The sequence below is a fragment of the Wolbachia endosymbiont (group A) of Yponomeuta plumbellus genome (assembly GCF_947251575.1).
GTDB lineage: Bacteria > Pseudomonadota > Alphaproteobacteria > Rickettsiales > Anaplasmataceae > Wolbachia > Wolbachia pipientis.
Window position 1 is genome coordinate 776,986 of the sequence record NZ_OX366353.1, and the last position, 18,268, is coordinate 795,253.

At 35.2% G+C, this 18,268-nt stretch carries 14 protein-coding genes, 1 tRNA gene and 4 pseudogenes; 7 read left to right on the forward strand and 12 right to left on the reverse strand.

Annotated features, from left to right (window positions below; all coding sequences use genetic code 11):
* Window positions 1-23: 23 nt before the first annotated feature.
* The 3 genes from OPR39_RS03880 (at window position 24) to gatC (ending at window position 2,463) form a co-directional block, all read left to right on the forward strand.
* Window positions 24-890, forward strand: a complete 867-nt coding sequence (locus tag OPR39_RS03880) for an ankyrin repeat domain-containing protein (protein WP_006280296.1) — start codon at window positions 24-26, stop codon at window positions 888-890.
* A gap of 303 nt (window positions 891-1,193) precedes the next feature.
* The gene (locus tag OPR39_RS03885; protein ID WP_015588775.1) at window positions 1,194-2,120 is read left to right on the forward strand and encodes a ribose-phosphate diphosphokinase; all 927 of its coding nucleotides are present in this window, start codon (window positions 1,194-1,196) and stop codon (window positions 2,118-2,120) included.
* Window positions 2,110-2,463: an Asp-tRNA(Asn)/Glu-tRNA(Gln) amidotransferase subunit GatC gene (gene gatC / locus OPR39_RS03890; protein WP_015588776.1), complete on the forward strand. Its 354-nt coding sequence runs from the start codon at window positions 2,110-2,112 to the stop codon at window positions 2,461-2,463. Before OPR39_RS03885 ends, gatC begins: the two co-directional genes overlap by 11 nt.
* A gap of 41 nt (window positions 2,464-2,504) precedes the next feature.
* Here gatC and OPR39_RS03895 read toward each other — a convergent pair whose 3' ends face one another.
* The 7 genes and pseudogenes from OPR39_RS03895 to OPR39_RS03925 all read right to left on the reverse strand — a co-directional run bounded on the left by OPR39_RS03895 (window position 2,505) and on the right by OPR39_RS03925 (window position 9,632).
* The gene (locus OPR39_RS03895; RefSeq protein ID WP_015588777.1) at window positions 2,505-3,767 is read right to left on the reverse strand and encodes a Tol-Pal system protein TolB; all 1,263 of its coding nucleotides are present in this window, start codon (window positions 3,765-3,767) and stop codon (window positions 2,505-2,507) included.
* A 5-nt stretch (window positions 3,768-3,772) separates the two neighbouring features.
* Entirely contained in the window at window positions 3,773-5,407 is a 1,635-nt protein-coding gene (locus tag OPR39_RS03900; protein WP_012673044.1) for a ribonuclease J, read from the reverse strand.
* Between the two features lie 315 nt (window positions 5,408-5,722).
* On the reverse strand, window positions 5,723-6,856 hold the full coding sequence (dnaJ, locus tag OPR39_RS03905; RefSeq protein WP_197907285.1) for a molecular chaperone DnaJ: 1,134 nt from the start codon (window positions 6,854-6,856) through the stop codon (window positions 5,723-5,725).
* An 82-nt stretch (window positions 6,857-6,938) separates the two neighbouring features.
* Window positions 6,939-7,016: transfer RNA gene (locus OPR39_RS03910), tRNA-Arg, on the reverse strand.
* Between the two features lie 51 nt (window positions 7,017-7,067).
* Window positions 7,068-8,006, reverse strand: a complete 939-nt coding sequence (locus OPR39_RS03915) for a hypothetical protein (protein ID WP_265039144.1) — start codon at window positions 8,004-8,006, stop codon at window positions 7,068-7,070.
* Between the two features lie 214 nt (window positions 8,007-8,220).
* Window positions 8,221-8,493 (reverse strand): annotated as a pseudogene (locus tag OPR39_RS03920) (hypothetical protein); the annotation flags it as partial.
* A gap of 199 nt (window positions 8,494-8,692) precedes the next feature.
* Window positions 8,693-9,632: pseudogene (locus OPR39_RS03925) on the reverse strand (IS110 family RNA-guided transposase).
* Between the two features lie 219 nt (window positions 9,633-9,851).
* Between OPR39_RS03925 and OPR39_RS03930 the strand changes: the two are divergent.
* Window positions 9,852-10,256, forward strand: a pseudogene (locus tag OPR39_RS03930) (IS4 family transposase); the annotation flags it as partial.
* A gap of 7 nt (window positions 10,257-10,263) precedes the next feature.
* Here the strand turns inward: OPR39_RS03930 and OPR39_RS03935 are convergent.
* A pseudogene (locus tag OPR39_RS03935) lies at window positions 10,264-10,849 on the reverse strand (DUF6444 domain-containing protein); the annotation flags it as partial.
* A gap of 453 nt (window positions 10,850-11,302) precedes the next feature.
* Here OPR39_RS03935 and OPR39_RS03940 point away from each other — a divergent pair.
* The 3 genes from OPR39_RS03940 (at window position 11,303) to lepB (ending at window position 15,125) form a co-directional block, all read left to right on the forward strand.
* The gene (locus tag OPR39_RS03940; protein ID WP_010082338.1) at window positions 11,303-12,328 is read left to right on the forward strand and encodes a Fe(3+) ABC transporter substrate-binding protein; all 1,026 of its coding nucleotides are present in this window, start codon (window positions 11,303-11,305) and stop codon (window positions 12,326-12,328) included.
* A gap of 220 nt (window positions 12,329-12,548) precedes the next feature.
* A complete protein-coding gene (locus OPR39_RS03945; protein ID WP_015589239.1) occupies window positions 12,549-13,436 on the forward strand; it encodes an aspartate carbamoyltransferase catalytic subunit in 888 nt (295 codons plus the stop codon).
* Between the two features lie 942 nt (window positions 13,437-14,378).
* Window positions 14,379-15,125, forward strand: coding sequence for a signal peptidase I (gene lepB, locus OPR39_RS03950; protein ID WP_010962911.1), 747 nt, complete (start codon window positions 14,379-14,381; stop codon window positions 15,123-15,125).
* A gap of 7 nt (window positions 15,126-15,132) precedes the next feature.
* Here the strand turns inward: lepB and hscA are convergent, their stop codons facing one another.
* From hscA to iscU, 4 genes are read right to left on the reverse strand one after another with little or no spacing between them, the layout of a single operon-like run.
* On the reverse strand, window positions 15,133-16,881 hold the full coding sequence (hscA, locus tag OPR39_RS03955) for a Fe-S protein assembly chaperone HscA (protein ID WP_141457223.1): 1,749 nt from the start codon (window positions 16,879-16,881) through the stop codon (window positions 15,133-15,135).
* A complete protein-coding gene (locus tag OPR39_RS03960) occupies window positions 16,859-17,317 on the reverse strand; it encodes an iron-sulfur cluster co-chaperone HscB C-terminal domain-containing protein (protein ID WP_015589237.1) in 459 nt (152 codons plus the stop codon). Before OPR39_RS03960 ends, hscA begins: the two co-directional genes overlap by 23 nt.
* Window positions 17,310-17,723 (reverse strand): HesB/IscA family protein, encoded by a 414-nt coding sequence (locus tag OPR39_RS03965; RefSeq protein WP_174516985.1) that lies wholly within the window; start codon window positions 17,721-17,723, stop codon window positions 17,310-17,312. Before OPR39_RS03965 ends, OPR39_RS03960 begins: the two co-directional genes overlap by 8 nt.
* 5 nt (window positions 17,724-17,728) lie before the next feature.
* The gene (iscU, locus tag OPR39_RS03970) at window positions 17,729-18,112 is read right to left on the reverse strand and encodes a Fe-S cluster assembly scaffold IscU (RefSeq protein ID WP_007548853.1); all 384 of its coding nucleotides are present in this window, start codon (window positions 18,110-18,112) and stop codon (window positions 17,729-17,731) included.
* Window positions 18,113-18,268: the final 156 nt, after the last annotated feature.

Genomic DNA, 18,268 nt, shown 5'->3' on the forward strand with positions numbered 1-18,268 from the left:
AACCAACATGTTCGCAATTTCGTATGACAGAGGAAACAAAAGATGGATATGCTTCCTTATATGTTGCAATTCAGGAAGGTAATATTGAAGCTGCAGAACTACTAATAAAGTGTGGCACAAACGTCAATGATCATTATGAACGCAATCGTACGCCACTGCATATTGCCATCGGACGCAAACAATTAGAAATAGCAAAATTGCTAATAAAAAATGGAGCAAACGTTAATGCAAAAACTCAAAATCATGGTAAAGATGATCTAACACCAATGCACTTTGCAGTTTTTGCAAATACGCCAGAATTTATAGAATTACTAGCTAGCCATGGTGCATTGATTAATGAAAGAGAAAGCACCGAAGGGTATACTCCTCTTCACTTTGCTGCTTTGTATGGGAACAAAAATATAATACAAGCCTTAATTGATAAGGGACAAGATATTGAAGATGTGGACAATAATGGGCGAACAGCTCTGTTTTTAGCTGCTAGGCAGTGCACTGAAGCAGAAGATGATAGCAGAATAGAAATTATCAAGTATTTGATAGACAAGCTCAAAGCAGATGTAACAAAGAAAGACAATAATAACAATGCAGTACTCTTTCCTGCCGCTAATAATTGCCCTGGAAAAGTGGTAGAATTCATCATTGAGCAATATATAAAAATCTTTGAGTTAGAGAATTTTATCAACCACAAAAATAATGATGGAATGGATGCTTTGGATATTGCGCTGAATAGTGGAAACGAAAAAGCTATTGAAGTATTAAGATCATATGGAGCAGATATCAAGAATAAGGTAGATGGTAGCATTCAAAAAATTACTGCAGAAAAACCAAGTAGTACTCTAGACAGAGCAGAAAGTGCAGAGGTAGCACCTCCAATTAAGCAAAGAGTATAAAACTTTTTATAAAGCGATTATAAATTTCAGTAAGTTGCAGAGGCTCTACAATGGGAAGTGTAGTATGTTAGCAGATACAAATGACTAGATAAATTATATTTCATTAAAGTCATTTATCTTGAAACATAAGCAGGATTTTGTATAGTTGTTTCAATTTGGGTCTGTATATTGAAACAATGCGTGAAAATGACAGGTCATTGTACAAGAGATACCTAATTCGCCGACAAGAATACTAGATAAAGAAACTTACATTTCAATTATTTTACAATTTCTGTATAATCTTAAAAACTCAATTAGTGCGTTATGAAGATAATAATAGGTAATGCTAGTAAGGAATTAGGGGAATCAGTAGTTAACCGGCTAGATGTTCAACCATCCTCTGCTTGGATATCAAAGTTTACCGATGGCGAGGTAAATGTAGAAGTAGCAAATGATCTGTATAATCAAGAAGTATACATAGTACAATCTCTTTCTCCCCCTGTGAATGATAACCTTATGGAGCTTCTGCTTATAATTGATGCAGTAAATAGATTAGGAGCCAAAAGGATAGTAGTAATTATTCCTTATTATGGATATAGCAGACAAGATAGAATTATCAAAAACAATAATATGCAATCTGCTTTAAGTGCTAAATTAGTTGCAAATCTTATTCAAACTGCAGGTGCAAGTAGTGTTGCAGTTATTGATTTGCACTCAAGTCAAATTGAAGGATTCTTTGATGTACCGGTAACTAATTTGAACTGCTTTGAAGCATTTGTTGACTCTATAAACACGGAAAATTTGGCAATTGTTGCACCTGATGTTGGGGCAATTGGCAGAGCACGTGCTTTTGCGAGGGCTTTAGAGGAAAAGTACAAGATAGGGTTAAGTGATAAGATTATTGTAGTAGATAAATATAGGGAGAAAGCAGGCACATCTCAAGTAATGAACATAATAGGAGAAGTTGCAAACAAAAATTGTGTCATTGTTGATGATATAGTTGACTCTGGTGGAACGTTGTGTAATGCAGCTCTTGCTTTAAAAAGTTACGGAGCAAAGTCCGTAACTTCATGCATCACACACGGTGTGCTTTCAGGAAGTGCAGTTGAGAAAATCTCTTCCTCTTCTTTAGATAAATTAGTGATTACGGATACCATACTTCACAAACTTGAAAAAACTGGTAAAATAGAAGTTGTTTCGGTTGTAAATATTTTAACTCACTTCATCCAAGGAGGTAGAAATGCCAGCTAAGTCAACAGAAGACGTTATTACTTCACTAATAGAATTTGCAAATAAGAGAAAAATAACAATTACCAAGGAAGAAATGCTTAAAATTGCACAGCTTGTAAGGATTAAGTTATCAAATGACGAGATTGATCACTACTCCAAAGAACTGACAATGCTGGATTGGATACACGATACTTTATTGCAAGTTAATACTGAAGGTGTTTCTCCTATGCGTTATGGCAGCATAGACAAGGACATTCATGTACGCGATGATGTTATAAATTCTCAAAACATTAAAAAAGAGATATTGTCCAATACAAAACCTGAGCATGGGTATTTTGTAGTGCCAAAGGTTATAAGCGATTAAAGTAAAATAAGGCTCATATCAAACCTATAATAGATCTACTTTCAAAAATAAGACCAATCCGGTAAAGAAGCATTTGTGGGAGTGGAAACCATTTTTTGATTTTTCTTTACTAAGTCTACTAAATATAGTTTAGAGTTGCTTGGTGATTCTGTTCTTGTAAAAATGATTTCTCTACCATTTGGTAGCCATGCCGGGGATTCAATTTTATGCCCCTCTGAAAGCAGACGTTCTTCTTTGCCATCTGGCTTCATAACTCCTATGTAAAATTTTCCTGACTGAATCTTTGTAAAAGCTATCAGATCTCCTTTTGGCGACCAAACAGGCGTAGCATATCTTCCACTTCCAAAACTAATTCTTTTAGGTTTTTTACTTTTGTTAGTAAAATCGATAACGTACAGTTGCTGACTCCCACTTATATCAGAACTAAAAGCCATATACTTTTGATCTGGAGAAAAAGAGGGAGAAGTGCTTATAGCTGAACCTTTAGTAATTTTTTTTGTTCGTTTACTACTTAAATCCAAAGATAATATATTCGTTTCACCACCCAATGAGTGGGAAATTAAAAGAGATTTACCATCGGGAGAAAATCTTGGTGCAGAAACAACTCCTTCAAATGCGCTGATTATTGATTCAGTGTTATCTTTTAAATTTTTTAATATTATATAACTTTTACCATTTGCGTACGAGATATAAACAATACCCTTTCCATTTGGTGAGAATCTCGGTGTTGACACAAATCTATCGCCATTTGTTAAGTATTTTATATTACTTCCATCTTGATTCATCACAGCAATTTTACGCACAGATTTGTAGTTGCTATCTTTTTCTTCAGCGATATACGTGATTTTTGTGTTGAAGTGCCCTTTCTCACCAATTAATCTATCATGTATCACATCCGAAACGAGGTGACCAATTTTTCTCCAGTCTTTTGCTGGAAAAACAACTGACTGAGTAAGTAATTCTCTTTTTGTAAAAGTGTCAAATAAACGAAATGATAGCTCTAATGCACTACCAGATATTTCGCTTAAACTTACTGTGACTACAGTATCGCTTTTCCAAGATTTAGATTCAGCTTCCGCGCCACGTTTTACATTAAATAAGCCACAATTAGATAAATTTGTTCCTATTACCTTTGCAATATTTTCGCTTAATTCGCTTTCCAACGCTGTTTTACATGTACATTTAGATACAACAAGACCAATGTTACCAACACTGCTTTTTTTTATATCAACATATAAAGCAGCTTTTGTAAAATAAGGAATAAATAACGAAATAAATAACACCAGATGAACGAATAGCTTCATTCATTTCATACCTGTTCTATCTGAACCTCAATTATAGGCCTTTTTAGTAAATATTCCTTTAAGATACTCAATATTGAACTTTCAATCTTATTTTTAATTTTTTTTGTTGGCTGCAAACTAAACAACGACTCAACTTTCTTGACAATTTTCTGTATGGTAGCTGCATCTTCTAGCACTTCAAAAACACCAGGTACAAATACTTTTGGTTTAGCAAGCAATTTATTTTTCTTGTTTACAACTGCTGTTACCACAATAACTCCGGCATCTCTCATCCTTTTACGCATTTTTATAACACTGCTCTCCGGATGACGTAGCAGCATACCATCAATACCAAAGTAGTCAACATCAATTGAATCAACTTTTTCTCCGTTCTCCAAATTAACAATATCACCTGGTGCAATCATTATTGCCTTTGCCACACCGCACTCTTTAGCAAATTTTACATGTGCATGCGTGTGAATATATTCGCCGTGAACTGGAATAGACATCTTCGGTTTTATTAAAGAATACATTTCCTTTAGCTCTTCTCTTGTTGGATGCCCAGAAGCATGAACATGCTCTGTTTTTTCAGTAATAACTTCTACCCCCATCTCAATAAAGGCATTGAGCATGTTGTGCGCACGAGTTTCATTTCCAGGAATGATTTTTGACGAAAAGATCATGGTATCACCTTGCTGCATTTTAAATGCTTGATGACTCTTAGCAGCAAGTCTTGCGGTAGCTGCCAGTGGCTCACCTTGACAACCTGTGCAAAGTAGCACCAGTTCTTCCCTTGGAAAATTTACTGCTTCCTTTGCTTCAAGAAACTGAGGAGAATCAGTTAAATAACCACTATCTTGCGCAACTTTCACTATTCTCCATAAAGATCTACCAAGTAAAACTACTTTTCTATTTAGTGCTTTTGCAGCTTGGCTTATCGTTTCAATTCGTGCCACATTTGAAGCGAATAGCGAAACAGCAACTAATTTTTTAGACCGCTTTATTATGTTATAAATATTATTATAAATTTCACCTTCTGACTCAGGGTGATGCTTGCTTAATATATTGGTTGAATCGCAAATTGCTGCAAGCAGGTCACCTTTATCGCCAATTTCTTTTAGACGCTCCATATTAGAAGTTAATCCAACAACAGGTTTTGGATCAAATTTCCAGTCTCCGGTATGGAGTGCACTACCCATTTCAGTGCTAATTAATATTGAATTTGCCTCAGGAATTGAATGAGTTACATTTATAAACTCGACGGTAAAAGGACCCAAATTTATGCTGCCATTTATGTCTACCTCTTTTACAGGCACTATACCTTCCAATCGAAATTCTTTTAGTTTTTCTTTAAGAAAATTAACCGTAAACTTTGTTGTATATATGGAGCACTGCAACTCTTCCCACAAGTGGGGCACTGCACCGCAGTGGTCCTCATGTGCATGTGTAATTATTATTCCAAGTAAATCTTTTTTTCTTTGAGCAATAAAATCTATATCAGCAATGAGCAGCTCAACACCTGGCATAGTTTCATCTGCAAAACCAACACCAAGGTCGATCATAATCCACTTACCTTGGTAATGATATAGGCTAACATTCATCCCGATTCTTCCTACTCCCCCAAGCGGAAGAAATAAAAACTCATTTTTGTTTATATTCATTAAATTTAAATTATTAAAACCTGAGAATAGCAAAACTTCGACCTTAAATAAAGAAATTTATTGCTTTTACATAGTTTTATAGCTAACCCAAGAAAGGTTTCCCAACGTCATACCGCGATTTATTCGCGGTATAGATTCCGCTAACGAGTAGCGGAATGACGAATTTGTTGTTTTTCAAATTGTAGGTAAACCTAAGCCACTTTGGCTATAAGGAGCTAAGAAGTTTCTATTGGCTAATTATTGTTAAGTTTTCCATGAGTGAGATCAAAAAATTGCAGGATTAAATGAAAACCCGTAAACAGTTACCCCTTTATGTCATTTAGCAGATTTCTTATTTTTTTTTACTTTACTAAAAAACCCTTCAGATTGCTGTTGTACACTTGCATTTTCCTCTTCTTCAAGCGCTTTTAATAGTTCAATTTGCTTTTTAGTTAAATTTTTTGGATTTAAAGTCTCAACTATTACCTGTACGTATAAATCACCACGAGCATGTGAGTTCATATATGGCATACCCTTTTCCCTACAACGTAGTTTGGTACCAGTTTGAGTGCCTTCAGGGACCTTTACTTTTATTTTAGCTCCATCAATTGATTGAATATCGATTTCACCACCAAGCACTGCTAGTGTCATTCTTATAGGCACTTTACAGTGTAAATCTGCTTTATTTCTAGCAAAGATTTTATGGAAAATTATTTTCACGTATACGTATAAATCTCCACTTTTTCCACCTTTTGTTCCAGCTTCTCCTTTACCACTTATCCTTACCTTAGCTCCTTCTTCTATGCCTTTTGGAATTGAAACGGATATATTTACTTCATCTCTTCTACGTCCACTTCCACCACATTTCTTACATTTGTTTTGTATTATTTCTCCTTCCCCATAGCATGTAGTACATGTTCTTTCGATGGTAAAAAAGCCTTGTTGAGTTCTAATCCTACCGCTTCCCTGGCATGTGTGGCACTGAACTGGTTTAATTGCTCCTTCGCCACCTGTGCCTTGGCATGTATCACATTTTACATTTGTCACATAATGTATAGGCGCTTGTATTCCTTTAAATGCATCTTCTAAGGTAATTTCAAGATCATAACGTAGGTCTGCTCCAGATACTCCTGTTGTACTTCTTTTTGCTCTCGATCTACTTGCACCACCACCGAATCCTCCACCAAAGAAGTCATTGAATATGTCGCTAAAATCTCCTGCAGAGCTAAAGCCTTGAAATCCACCAGAAGCACCTTCGTGGCCATAACGGTCATAGCCTGCCCTTTTCTCAGAGTCAGACAGAACTTCATATGCAGCTGTTACTTCTTTAAATTTTTCCTCTGCTTCTTTATTGCCAGGATTTCTATCAGGATGATATTTTAACGCTAATTTTTTATATGCTTTTTTTATCTCATCAATATTGGCATTTCTGCCTACTTCCAGCAGATCATAGTAGTCTTTTTTGCTCATATATAATAGTTTAGTGTTTAACCTTTAAAGATAGGTATTACATATATTAATTTCAAGTGTGACTTCTGTTTCCTATAAAATGTGGTGCACCCTGAGCGACTTGAACGCCCGACCTTTTGATCCGTAGTCAAATGCTCTAATCCAACTGAGCTAAGGGTGCTTTCACAAAGTTAACTTTAGCAGGTTTTGTAGCTTGATTCAATTAATTTGGCTAAAAATAAAACTGTTGATTTTTATCACGCGTGAACCCCTTACAATTCCCAAACTTCTGTTGCAAATAAGGATTATCAAATGCATTTTGAGGAGGAGCAGTTGGAGTAGTATTAGGATCTTGAGAAAAGTAAGGAGGTGGTGCATCATAACGAGAAGAATCTCCATAACCATGCCCTTGTTTAAGATAGCTATCTACCGCTCTTTCAGCTTTCTCGATATTTTCTGATTCTTCCTCATGCTTCATATGAAAAGCTAAACCACCAGTAAAACACACAAGAGAATTAACGCCAAGGATAACTAAACCCCACACTGGTAAGACTGGGTAAACAGCACAAGCTACCAAAGCTGCCAAAGAAACAGCGCCAACCGCAAATTCTATATTTCTGAACGTTTTAAATTTACTATCCAGGTAATCTATTTTTTCTTCTTTTCTAGCCACTTTTCTGCTGCTGTTATACCAAAAACACATACCAGCATGGAAAGCAACACACACAACTGCAGCTACCATACCTAAAGCTAATAACTTTCTATTGTCTTCTGAGTCTTTTTTCTTATCTTCTCTGCTTTGATGGCTACCACTACTGAAACCAGGGTTATTTATAACTGTAGTATGACCACCAAACAGGCTGCGAAGTAGTAAATAATCCCAAAAATCTAAACCTCTATCATTGTATACATGTATATGTGTAGTCTGAGAGCCTGTAGGTTGTGCGTTATTCCCTGCGTTATATTGATCATTTCTGCTTCCTGTATCGTGCCTATTGCTTGAATTTGGATGTGTAAATTCTTCATACACATTTTTAAAATTCTCCTTGCTCCAAGTTAAATTCGGTGTATTATTACAATACTGTAGAAACCCTTCAATATTATTATTATTACCTAATTTCTTTATATAGGCTAACGCATACCTTTTTAAAACACTATCACTTGCTACCATAAATACCCTCTTAAGTTAAGATTAAATTAATAAATATTTATTATAACAAGATAACATCTACTTGTCAACTTGAGCCTGATTCAAGTATCCGTTCAGAGTGTGGCAGAAGAACTTATTCAAATAAAGTAGGTGGTAAAATATAAACATTTTATAAAGTGAAAAATGGACTTTTCAGACCACTGCCGAGCTAAAAAAGCCCTGAAAAACGTGATACTTAGGCTACTTCTTGCTTAAGCTGTACAATTTCAGCTTGAGAAAGGCCAGTGGATTCAGCTATTAAATTAACAGATACACCAGCTTTAAGTAAATTTTTTGCAACTTCGATTTTTCCTTTCTCTATACCTTCCTCAAGTTTGTATTCAAGAATGGCTTCTTCTTTCCGCAGATCCATTATTCTTTCTTCATATGCTACTAAATCTTTCTCATTCCAGCAAAACTTGTCTAACTCATCGTAGGCTAACTTTATTATTGGTGCTTTTTCTGCTATCAACTATGTTTTTTAAAAATTTTTTTATTTGTGTAATTTTGCAAATTATATGGGCAATAAAAACCCGTTTGTCATAGAAATAGAATTTTATATCAAACAGCTACCACAGCAATTTCTGCTTAAGCTAATGAATATGTGCTTTAAGTCTGTGTGGACGCACATATTCATTAGCCAATTTTAGTTACCGTTGTGAAGATTTTTAAGTATGCAAATTAATTGCTTCTTTAAGTCTTGTATTAGCAATTACTATAATTTTACGCATTAGGGCTGTTATAGCCACCATCTTCTTCTTACCACTTTCAACAAGCTTAGAATAAAAGGCGCCAAGTATAGATTTTGACCTTGTAGCAGCCATAGCGGCTGTAAAGAGCTTTGAACGAACGTTACTTCTACCACCTGTAATCCTTCGGTAACCAACAGCTTTACCACTTTCTTTTGGATGCGGTGCAACTCCGGCAAGACTTGCTACTTCTTTTCTGTTTAAGTAACCAAGCTCTGGCATTAAACACAAAAAATCTTGTGATAACTTTTCCAGGAACTGTTTTAAGAATTTTTTGGCGTTGTTGTAATTCGCGGCTTTCATCAGTAATCTTTTGTATAGTATCATTGAGTTCGTTTATTTGACTATCGAAAAACTCAATGGTCTTTTGACAGCTTTCTTTTATATGATCATTTTCCGGTGCTTCAAGTCTGCATTTTTCTTGAGTTCTCATTTGCGTAATATCATCACGACGTTGACAAAGTGCAGCCAAAGTTGATTGTTCTGTAGAGGTAGGTACAAATAGAGAGATAGTTCTATGGCGTTCAAATCCATATTGAGCAAGAGCTCTTGCATCTGATCTATCAGACTTTGCTAAAGCTCCATGAGATAAAATAAAGCTTTTTACTTTACGAGTATTAGCTCGATGCACGGCAATATTTTTGTCGGTAAGAAAATGTGATAAGCCAAGCTCATATTTCCCTGTATTTTCTAAAGTCACTAAAGCATTAGGTAGAATATCTGAAAACTCTTGAAATAATTGTTGCCAACCAGAAGCATTATTATCAAATTCGACAGCATTCTTCTGTTTGTGAATTGCAACGACATTTTTAAATTTTCCGATGTCAATGCCAATAAAATTTTGATAAGATGTAACCATAATAAACCTCGATAGTTTTAGTTAATTTAAGATTGTAAACGGGTGCATATATATGTCCCAAGCAACTATTCAAACGTATCGAGAGATAGGGCTAGCGTACCTTGATACCAACGGTTGTAATACCAATTTCCTTTCGGTCGCGCACGCCCGCTATTCCTAGTGAGCAGGGTTATCTTTCTCTCTTATCTCTTTTATATCACGTTTTTAACTTACAATTTCCTTAGATGGAAAATAGAGATATTACATAAAATTTTAAATCCGGTCTCAAAGTTGAGGAATGTAGACTTGGAACAGCAGAAAGATTAATGAGGTATTTAACAGTCATGAGCATTATTGCTTGGAGAATTTTCTTTATTACATCAATTGCAAGAACTAACCCAACATTACCATGTACTGCCTTATTAGCTGAGGAAGAATGGAAAGTTTTATATGTTAAAATACACAGGAAACCATGTCCAAATATAGCCCCTACTATAAAAGAAGCCGTTTCGTGAACTTGGAGGTCATTTAGCAAGAAAAAGCGACCCAAAACCAGGACCAATTACTCTTTGGAAAGGGTGGAGACGTTTCTTTGATCTAGAAGAAGGATGGCGACTTGCTCACGAACCTCATATTTGTGGGTAATAGTAAGATTTGATATGCTGCCAACACTTATGTTCAAATTAAAAATGTCATTTATGATACTAGCCACTTCACGCTTTGAGTTTTTGTAAAATCCGCTGAGTGCTGCAATTATAGACTTAACCCTTGGACCAAATGTATCTGGCGTAACACCTTCTGGTAACTTGCTACTTTTTCTTTTTCTGCATCTCCAACAACGACCATGTTCCAATTACTACATAAGGCCTAATTTCCGGAAGATCAACTTTTTGGTGAACATAAGGTTTTTCGCATATTACAAGCTCTCCTCCGCATTCGCAAATATTAGGCAACTCTATTTTTACTACTTTATCCGCTTCCATTGTGGCATGAAAATTTCCTTTATACCCAACCTGATCGCCAACATTCCTTTCGCTTTTTGGCTTGTCCTTTTTTGTTTTGTACAATTCTTTAGAGCTCGGTAGAGATGAATTTTTCGAGTTTAAACCAAGCCTTTCCTTTAATTCAGCGTTCTCTATCTTTAAAGCTTTATTTTCTGCTTTTAAGTTTTCTATCTCTGCTTTCAGTTTTTCTATTTTTTGCTGTAAATTTTTGCAAAGTTCTAAAAGGTTTACCACATTACCTCACTTTTGCTCTATGATTATCTTTTTAGATCACTTTGTCTACCTTATTCTACCACTCCGCTGAACGGATACAATTTACTAAACAGAAAAAAAGGCAAAAGAAACCCCGTGTTAGCTAGTTGTCACTCCCTAATCCTGCAAATTGGCGTACTATACTGTCTTAAACGACTTATAAGCGCGTTTCAGCTTGTGTAGGTAAAAACCTAGAAATATTGTGAAGACATAAGGTGCACATAGTGCAAAAAATTAAAAATAAGACGCCAACTACGTTGTTTTCTTGCTGTTTAATCTGCACAGATGAAGATAACTGAATACCTTCAGTTTTATGATAAGAGGGCTGGCGGAGTTTGTCAAGGAAGTTTTTATGATTTATCTAACGAACTTTACACTTGCTAAAGTTGTACCATCTTGGTAACTTTAACTGAAAGAAGTTATTTTTTATCCAATATGAAAAAAGCCTTTATATTCACATCCTTAATAGCAATTATATTGATAGTTATTACTTATTTATACAGAAACGACGGAACTAATGACTCACAAGTGGTAAATGTTTATTCATCGCGCAAAGAAGAATTAGTACGTACTTTGTTTGATGAATTCACGAAAAATACAGGTATTAAAGTACGTTACATCATTGATGATTATTCTCAGCTACTTTCACGAATGGAAAACGGTGGTGAAGCTGACTTATTTTTGACTGCTGATGCAATCAACTTAATTCTAGCAAAAAAAAGAGGACTTTTATCTCAAGTAGATTCAGAGGTTTTAAAAAGTGTTATACCTGCAAGATTTAGAGACAGTGAAGATTATTGGTTTGGTCTTACAAAAAGAGCTAGGATATTGGTTTACAATAAAGAGTCAGTAGACCCTAAGGACTTAAGTACTTATGAAGATTTAGCAAATGAAAAATGGAAAGGAAAAATATTAGTGCGTTCTTCTACAAGTCCATATAACAGATCGTTAATTGCTTTTATGATTGCAAATAATGGTTTTGAAAAGACGAAAGAATGGGTAAGCGGAATTGTGAGCAATATGGCAAGAAAACCAAGTGGTGGTGATACTGATCAAATTTACGCCGTAGCAGCGGGTGAGGGAGATGTTGCAATAGTAAACAGCTACTACTTTGCGAGAATTCTTTCATCAGAAAATAAAAAGAATGTTGCAGACAAGCTAGGGGCTTTTTTTCCTAATCGCAACGATCACGGTGTAATGGTAAACATCAGTGGTGCAGCAGTAACAAAAAACGCAAAAAACAGGGAAAATGCTATAGTCTTATTGGAATTTTTAGTAAGCAAGCAGGCTCAAGAGTTATACGCTAAAAAAAACCAAGAATATCCTATTATTGAAGGCGTTGAAACTTCCGATATACTAAAATCTTGGGGAAATTATTCACAAAGTGATTTGCCTCTAAGTGAACTTGAGAAGCATCTTTTTGAGGCTGTTATGATAGCGGATGAGTGTAAGTGGAAGTAATCTCCAGTGCCACTAAACATTGGGATGAAAGATTTATGCTAATGTACCTTACTCTTAACTTGCTGAACTTTTTCTTCCTTCTAACTTAATTTTGACTTTACTATCTTTTTCCGTTCTTCCACCAAAACAATTGCTGCACAAGAGGTCTATTGAAAAACGATAATAAGAAAGTAGAATTGGTTCAAGTAGTTGGATAACAATTGCATGTTAAAAGGAAATTATGAACAAGAGAAGGAATTTGTTAAACATCTCAGACCTTACAGTCGATGATGTAGAAAATATAACTAAGTTGGCCAACCAGTACCTTAAAAAAGAAGTTGCAAATAGTCATATCTTGGAAAATAAGACAGTAATAAATTTATTCTTTGAAGATTCAACGCGTACACTTGCGTCTTTTGAAATAGCAGCAAAAAGCCTTGGAGCAAATGTTGTAACTTTGCCAATAAGATCTTCTTCTATTAACAAGGGAGAAGATCTAAAAGACATGATCAAAACATTAAATGCAATGAATCCTGATTACATAATAATCAGGCATAAAAGTAGTGGTATCATTAATACACTGGCAAAGTATGTTAACTGCTCGCTAATCAATGCAGGCGATGGAAGTAGTGAACATCCAACTCAAGCTCTTGCAGACTATCTTGTAATCAGCAATCACAAAAAGCAAATAAAGGACCTCAAAGTTGTGATATGTGGAGATATTCTGCACAGTAGAGTTGCAAGATCAAATATAAGATTGCTAAAAATGTTTGGAGCAGAGATAAACTTGGTCGCACCACCAACTTTGATTTGTAAGCATTTTCCTGAAGTAGATTCAGTCCATTATTCATTAATTGAAGGTATAAAGGATGCTGACGTAATTATGCTTTTGAGATTGCAGAAAGAGCGCATGAATAATAGTTCTTCAGAGAAAGAATATTTTCATTTGTATGGACTTGATTTACAAAAGCTATCATACGCAAAACCAGATGCGATTGTTATGCACCCAGGGCCAATAAATAGAGGGATTGAGATTAGCAGCGATGTAGCAGATTGTGTTATTTTACAGCAAGTAGAATTTGGATTGGCAATACGTAAGGCAGTGTTGCACTATTATAGGCCTTGCTAATATTAAAAGATGCTACACAACTAATGCAAAAGGGGGGGCATGAAATGACAAGGCTTGTAAATGGTTTGAGAATGGCCATTAAGATGTTAAGGCCGAGGATATGGTGTGGAAGTTTTTACGAAAGCCTGAAGTCAATCAACAACCTTGCAGAACGGCAAATTAGACGGCTATCGTAAAAACAGCTTTTTCACCTGGTCGGAACATGGAGAAAGATTTGTGGAAAGAATGTTGTCGATATTTTTGACATCACGTCTCAATGGCCAAAATCCCTTCCAAAAGTTACGACTGCTTAGTTCTTTATTCATTCTCACAATCCGTGAACGGTTACAACCTGGATCCCAGTGGGCTTTGTTGCATCGCTAGCTATGATGGATTAAAGATAAAAAAAGGTGGAGAATATCAGTAGCTTATTATTCTGGTATTTATAACAAGAACGGTCAGTGAATACCTAAATTTGAGTAAAAGAAATTTCACTACCATTTACCAATCCGGCTAAAATTCAAGAATTTCAATGCTTTAGCTATTTTCAATAGAATTAAATTTATTAATATAAATAACAAATTACTATTCTTAAATTTGATCAGATTGATTGCAAAAAAAAACAAGATTTTCAATAAGTTGCTTATAATCCTAACTATAGTTAGCCTTTCATAAGTAGCGATGCAACAAAGCCATCCCAGTGTCAGCTACTTTCATAACACCATATTACCTTAACAAAAGCAAATGTTCGTACAGATGTGCATCAGCTACTTTCATCTGCCACCTGCAAATTGCAATGTTCGTACAGTTATGTGTCACGCTACTTGGATGACACCGTTGAAAGAAATGAACCGCCTTTTCAAAATCGTTTTGAATAGAGGAATAACATTCACAAGTAAAATTTCATATTACCATTTTTTAATTTATGTATTATAATAAGCTTAATCTATAAGAAAAACAAAGTTGGAAGAACTAAGCAAAAACTGGGTGATAAGAACGGGAAGATTTTTATCTTCATTGTTTTTTTTACTGTTGATTGCGCTGTCAATACGTAGTTTTTTATTCGAGCCATTTCATATACCTTCTGGTTCAATGAAAAGCACCCTACTTGAAGGGGATTACATTTTTACTAGTAAATATTCATACGGTTACAGTAAACACTCATTTCCATTTTCTCCAAACATTTTTAGCGGCAGGATTTTTTATACCCCTCCAAAGCGTGGCGACATAGTAGTTTTCAAACCCACAAGAAATGACAGCATCAGGTTTGTTAAGCGAGTAATAGGAACACCAGGTGACAAAGTGCAAATGATAGAGGGAGAATTATACCTAAATGATCAGAAAGTAGAGCGAAGGCAAATTGAAAGTTTTTTTGATTATGAGTCAAATCGTAACATACCAAGATATATAGAAACGCTTTTAAGTGGCAAGGAACATGAGATTTTGGTAGATGACATTTCTAATAAGCTATCATATAACACTCCGGTTTATTATGTACCTAACGATCAATTTTTCGTTATGGGAGACAATAGAAATAATTCTTTGGATAGCAGGTTTCCTGAAGTTGGTTTTGTACCAATGGAAAATATCATTGGGCGTGTAAGTATAGTTGGTTTATCGTTTAAACTGGGGAAGGTCGATTGGTTACCATTTAATTTCAGGTTACCTGTTGCTTTGAGATTAAATAGGGTATTGCACAAGGTTGTGTAAGCTTTTTCTACCTATTTGTTAATTCACACAACTCTAAAGAAGAATTTTCTAACTCGGCGATAGTGTTGTTAATTTCATTCAAGTCATTGCCTTGTAAAGCGTTTTTTGCATTTTGTAATAGGTTTTTCAACTTTTGATCAGTGGAAAGGTTATTATTGTTTTCAACCAAGTGTATGAGTTTATTTCCATTAATTTTAGCGCCTGCAAGGGAACGAGCCTTCATATCTTCATCAAAGCTGTTTATTGACTGGTTAACCATATTTTGAACATCAGCTTCACTCAAGCCAAAACTTGAATTTACTTCAACTGTCTGCTCGATTCCAGTAGTTTTTTCTCTTGCAGTAACAGTCAAGATTCCGTCAACGTTAACTGTAAATTCTATTTCAACTCTTGCAGAACCTGCAGGTAGTGGCGGTATACCTTTTAGTTCAAACTGCGCTAGAGATTTGTTATCCTCTATCATTTCACGTTCTCCCTGACAAACGTGAATTTTCATTGCTGTTTGCCCATCAAAATAAGTTGTAAACTCTTTTGTTTCTGAAACTGGTAGTGGCGTATTTCTTGGTATGATTTTTTCAACTATGCCTCCCATAGTTTCTATGCCAAGTGATAAAGGTAGAACATCCAGGAGAATATTCCTATCTTTTGAGCTCGAAGTTAAATCATGAGCTTGCAGAGCTGCCCCAATGGCAACTGCTTTATCTGGATCCACGTCATTCAGCACTTTATTTCCAAAGAGTTTGACTAGTGAATTTTGAACCAATGGTGTTCTAGTTGCACCACCAACTAAAATTACTCCTTTTATATTATCAATTTTAAGATCTATGTCGCTTATAGTACGAGTGACTATATTGATAGTCTTATTGACCAAAGAACTGATTGCCTGCTCGAATTCTTCTCTGGTAATTTCACATTCAAATGGCTTGCCGTTAATGCTGAATTCAAAAATGCCTGAGGTGTTTTTGCTCAGATATTCCTTCACAGAGCGTGATTCGATAAGTAAGGAATTTAGTTGCTTGGCCGTCTTTTCTCTATACTTATCAATCACAATTGAACTCAGCAAATGATCAAAATCATCACCGCCGAGTTTGGTGTCACCACCAACTGCAAGAACTTGAAACACTCCTTGATGCAATTTCAATATCGAAATATCGAACGTTCCGCCACCAAGGTCATACACTGCATATATTCCACTGCTATTGTTCTTTTCAATGGAGTAAGAAAGCGCTGCAGCGGTTGGCTCGTTAACGAGGCGAAGAACTTCTATTCCAGCTAATTTTGCCGCATATTTAGTTGCGTTACGTGCTGAATCGTCAAAGTAAGCTGGCACAGTAATCACTGCTTTTTTTACTTCCAGTCCCTTAGACTTTTTTACCCTCTCACATAAAGCTTTTAATATCTCAGCAGAAATCTCAACAGGAGTAAGATACTTTTCCTCTGCGCATTTTATTCTAATAACTTTTTCGCTTTCATGATCTATTTCAAAATTGACGCCTTCTTTATTTAATTCTTCAACACTTTTACCCATTAAACGCTTTATTGAGTAGATTGCATTTTGACCGACATCGTAGCCAGTTTTTAATGTATTATTTTCATATGAAAGAGCAGAAGGCAGCAGTTCTCTTCCTTGTTCATCTTCAAATATCTCCACGTTACCAGCTTTATTTACCATAGCAATCAAAGAATTGGTAGTACCAAGATCTATACCAAAAATTACTTCACTTGAATTTGGTTCAGAAATTTGAATTGGTTGCATTCTTTTTCACCTCCTCAAATGACTTATATAAATATTTCAATCTTAAGACTTGTGTAGCAGCTCCATCAAAATTCTTTATAGCAAAAGTGTTAATTAGGTTTTTAACGCAATCTTTTATTTTTTCATCAATCATCCTGCTTGCAAATTGTAAATCATCGCAGTCCAGCAAATATTCTCTTATTTCCATTGATTCACTTAATATTTCAGAATTTAAGTGGTCCTTTTGGCTTTTCACATCAAAAAAATCTAGCAAATGCTCGGCACGTTTTAGCGGTGACTTTAGTATCTGATAAGCTCTGTTAATATTTTCCATGTTTTGGGACTGTCTTTCATTTATATCAGTTTTGCTTAGCTCAATATATTTTTTCTCTAACTCATCAAAGCTGATATTGAAAGTTGGTTCAATTTCAAACAATGTAAAATAGCTGCTAGACATGAAAACTCTCTCCACAACCACATTTTCCTTTCTCATTAGGATTTTTGAAAACAAAACCCGATGAAAATTTTTCTTCTACATAATCCATTTCAGAGCCAAGAATAAACATGACGGATTTTGGATCGATCAACACTTTAACTTTTTGGTCATCACTGCAGTTTTCCTCAATTATCGACTCTAAAGGACGAGTATCATACGCATATTCAATATCATATTTTAAACCAGAACATCCTTTTTGCTTAATTAGCACTCTTATTCCTATTGCTTCTTCCGGTTTCTCAAGGTTAGTATGCTTCTTTTGGTCCAATAAATACCTTATCCTTTCTACTGCTTTCGCAGTTATAGTGATAAGTTTTCTATTCTTTTTTACAGTTTCACCTCCGCCTACTTCTTGATATTCACTCATGCTTCTTAATTCTTTTGCTTACTTTGATAATCATGAATAGCAGCCTTTATAGCATCTTCAGCAAGTACCGAACAGTGTATCTTCACTGGAGGTAAAGACAACTCTTCCACTATTTGAGTATTCTTTATCTGTGTAACGTCACTGATGGTTCTTCCCTTTATCATCTCTGTTAACAAGGAACTTGAAGCAATGGCAGAACCACAACCAAAAGTTTTAAATTTTGCATCTTCAATAACACCTTTGTCATTGACCTTTATCTGCAATTTCATTACATCACCGCACGATGGTGCACCAACTAAACCAGTACCAACATTTGGATCATTTTTATCCAGAGAGCCAACATTCCTTGGATTTTCATAATGATCTAAAATTTTCTCATTATAACTCATAAAATTACCTATAAACTGCTATTTTACATTATAACATATTTAGGTTAAAAACTAAAGGAAAACAATCGTTTTACGTGATTTTTACTTTCAAAATTCCCGTAAAACGACTGTTTAACTTTACAAATACACATAATACGTGTATTTCTTTACAATCAG

What these genes read in the sequence shown, in the direction of transcription:
- OPR39_RS03880 (WP_006280296.1), top strand. Translation starts at nt 24, where the DNA reads ATGACAGAGGAAACAAAAGATGGATATGCTTCCTTATATGTTGCAATT.
- OPR39_RS03885 (WP_015588775.1), top strand. Translation starts at nt 1,194, where the DNA reads ATGAAGATAATAATAGGTAATGCTAGTAAGGAATTAGGGGAATCAGTA.
- gatC (WP_015588776.1), top strand. Translation starts at nt 2,110, where the DNA reads ATGCCAGCTAAGTCAACAGAAGACGTTATTACTTCACTAATAGAATTT.
- OPR39_RS03895 (WP_015588777.1), bottom strand. Translation starts at nt 3,767, where the DNA reads ATGAAGCTATTCGTTCATCTGGTGTTATTTATTTCGTTATTTATTCCT.
- OPR39_RS03900 (WP_012673044.1), bottom strand. Translation starts at nt 5,407, where the DNA reads ATGAATATAAACAAAAATGAGTTTTTATTTCTTCCGCTTGGGGGAGTA.
- dnaJ (WP_197907285.1), bottom strand. Translation starts at nt 6,856, where the DNA reads ATGAGCAAAAAAGACTACTATGATCTGCTGGAAGTAGGCAGAAATGCC.
- OPR39_RS03915 (WP_265039144.1), bottom strand. Translation starts at nt 8,006, where the DNA reads ATGGTAGCAAGTGATAGTGTTTTAAAAAGGTATGCGTTAGCCTATATA.
- OPR39_RS03940 (WP_010082338.1), top strand. Translation starts at nt 11,303, where the DNA reads ATGAAAAAAGCCTTTATATTCACATCCTTAATAGCAATTATATTGATA.
- OPR39_RS03945 (WP_015589239.1), top strand. Translation starts at nt 12,549, where the DNA reads ATGAACAAGAGAAGGAATTTGTTAAACATCTCAGACCTTACAGTCGAT.
- hscA (WP_141457223.1), bottom strand. Translation starts at nt 16,881, where the DNA reads ATGCAACCAATTCAAATTTCTGAACCAAATTCAAGTGAAGTAATTTTT.
- OPR39_RS03960 (WP_015589237.1), bottom strand. Translation starts at nt 17,317, where the DNA reads ATGTCTAGCAGCTATTTTACATTGTTTGAAATTGAACCAACTTTCAAT.
- OPR39_RS03965 (WP_174516985.1), bottom strand. Translation starts at nt 17,723, where the DNA reads ATGAGTGAATATCAAGAAGTAGGCGGAGGTGAAACTGTAAAAAAGAAT.
- iscU (WP_007548853.1), bottom strand. Translation starts at nt 18,112, where the DNA reads ATGAGTTATAATGAGAAAATTTTAGATCATTATGAAAATCCAAGGAAT.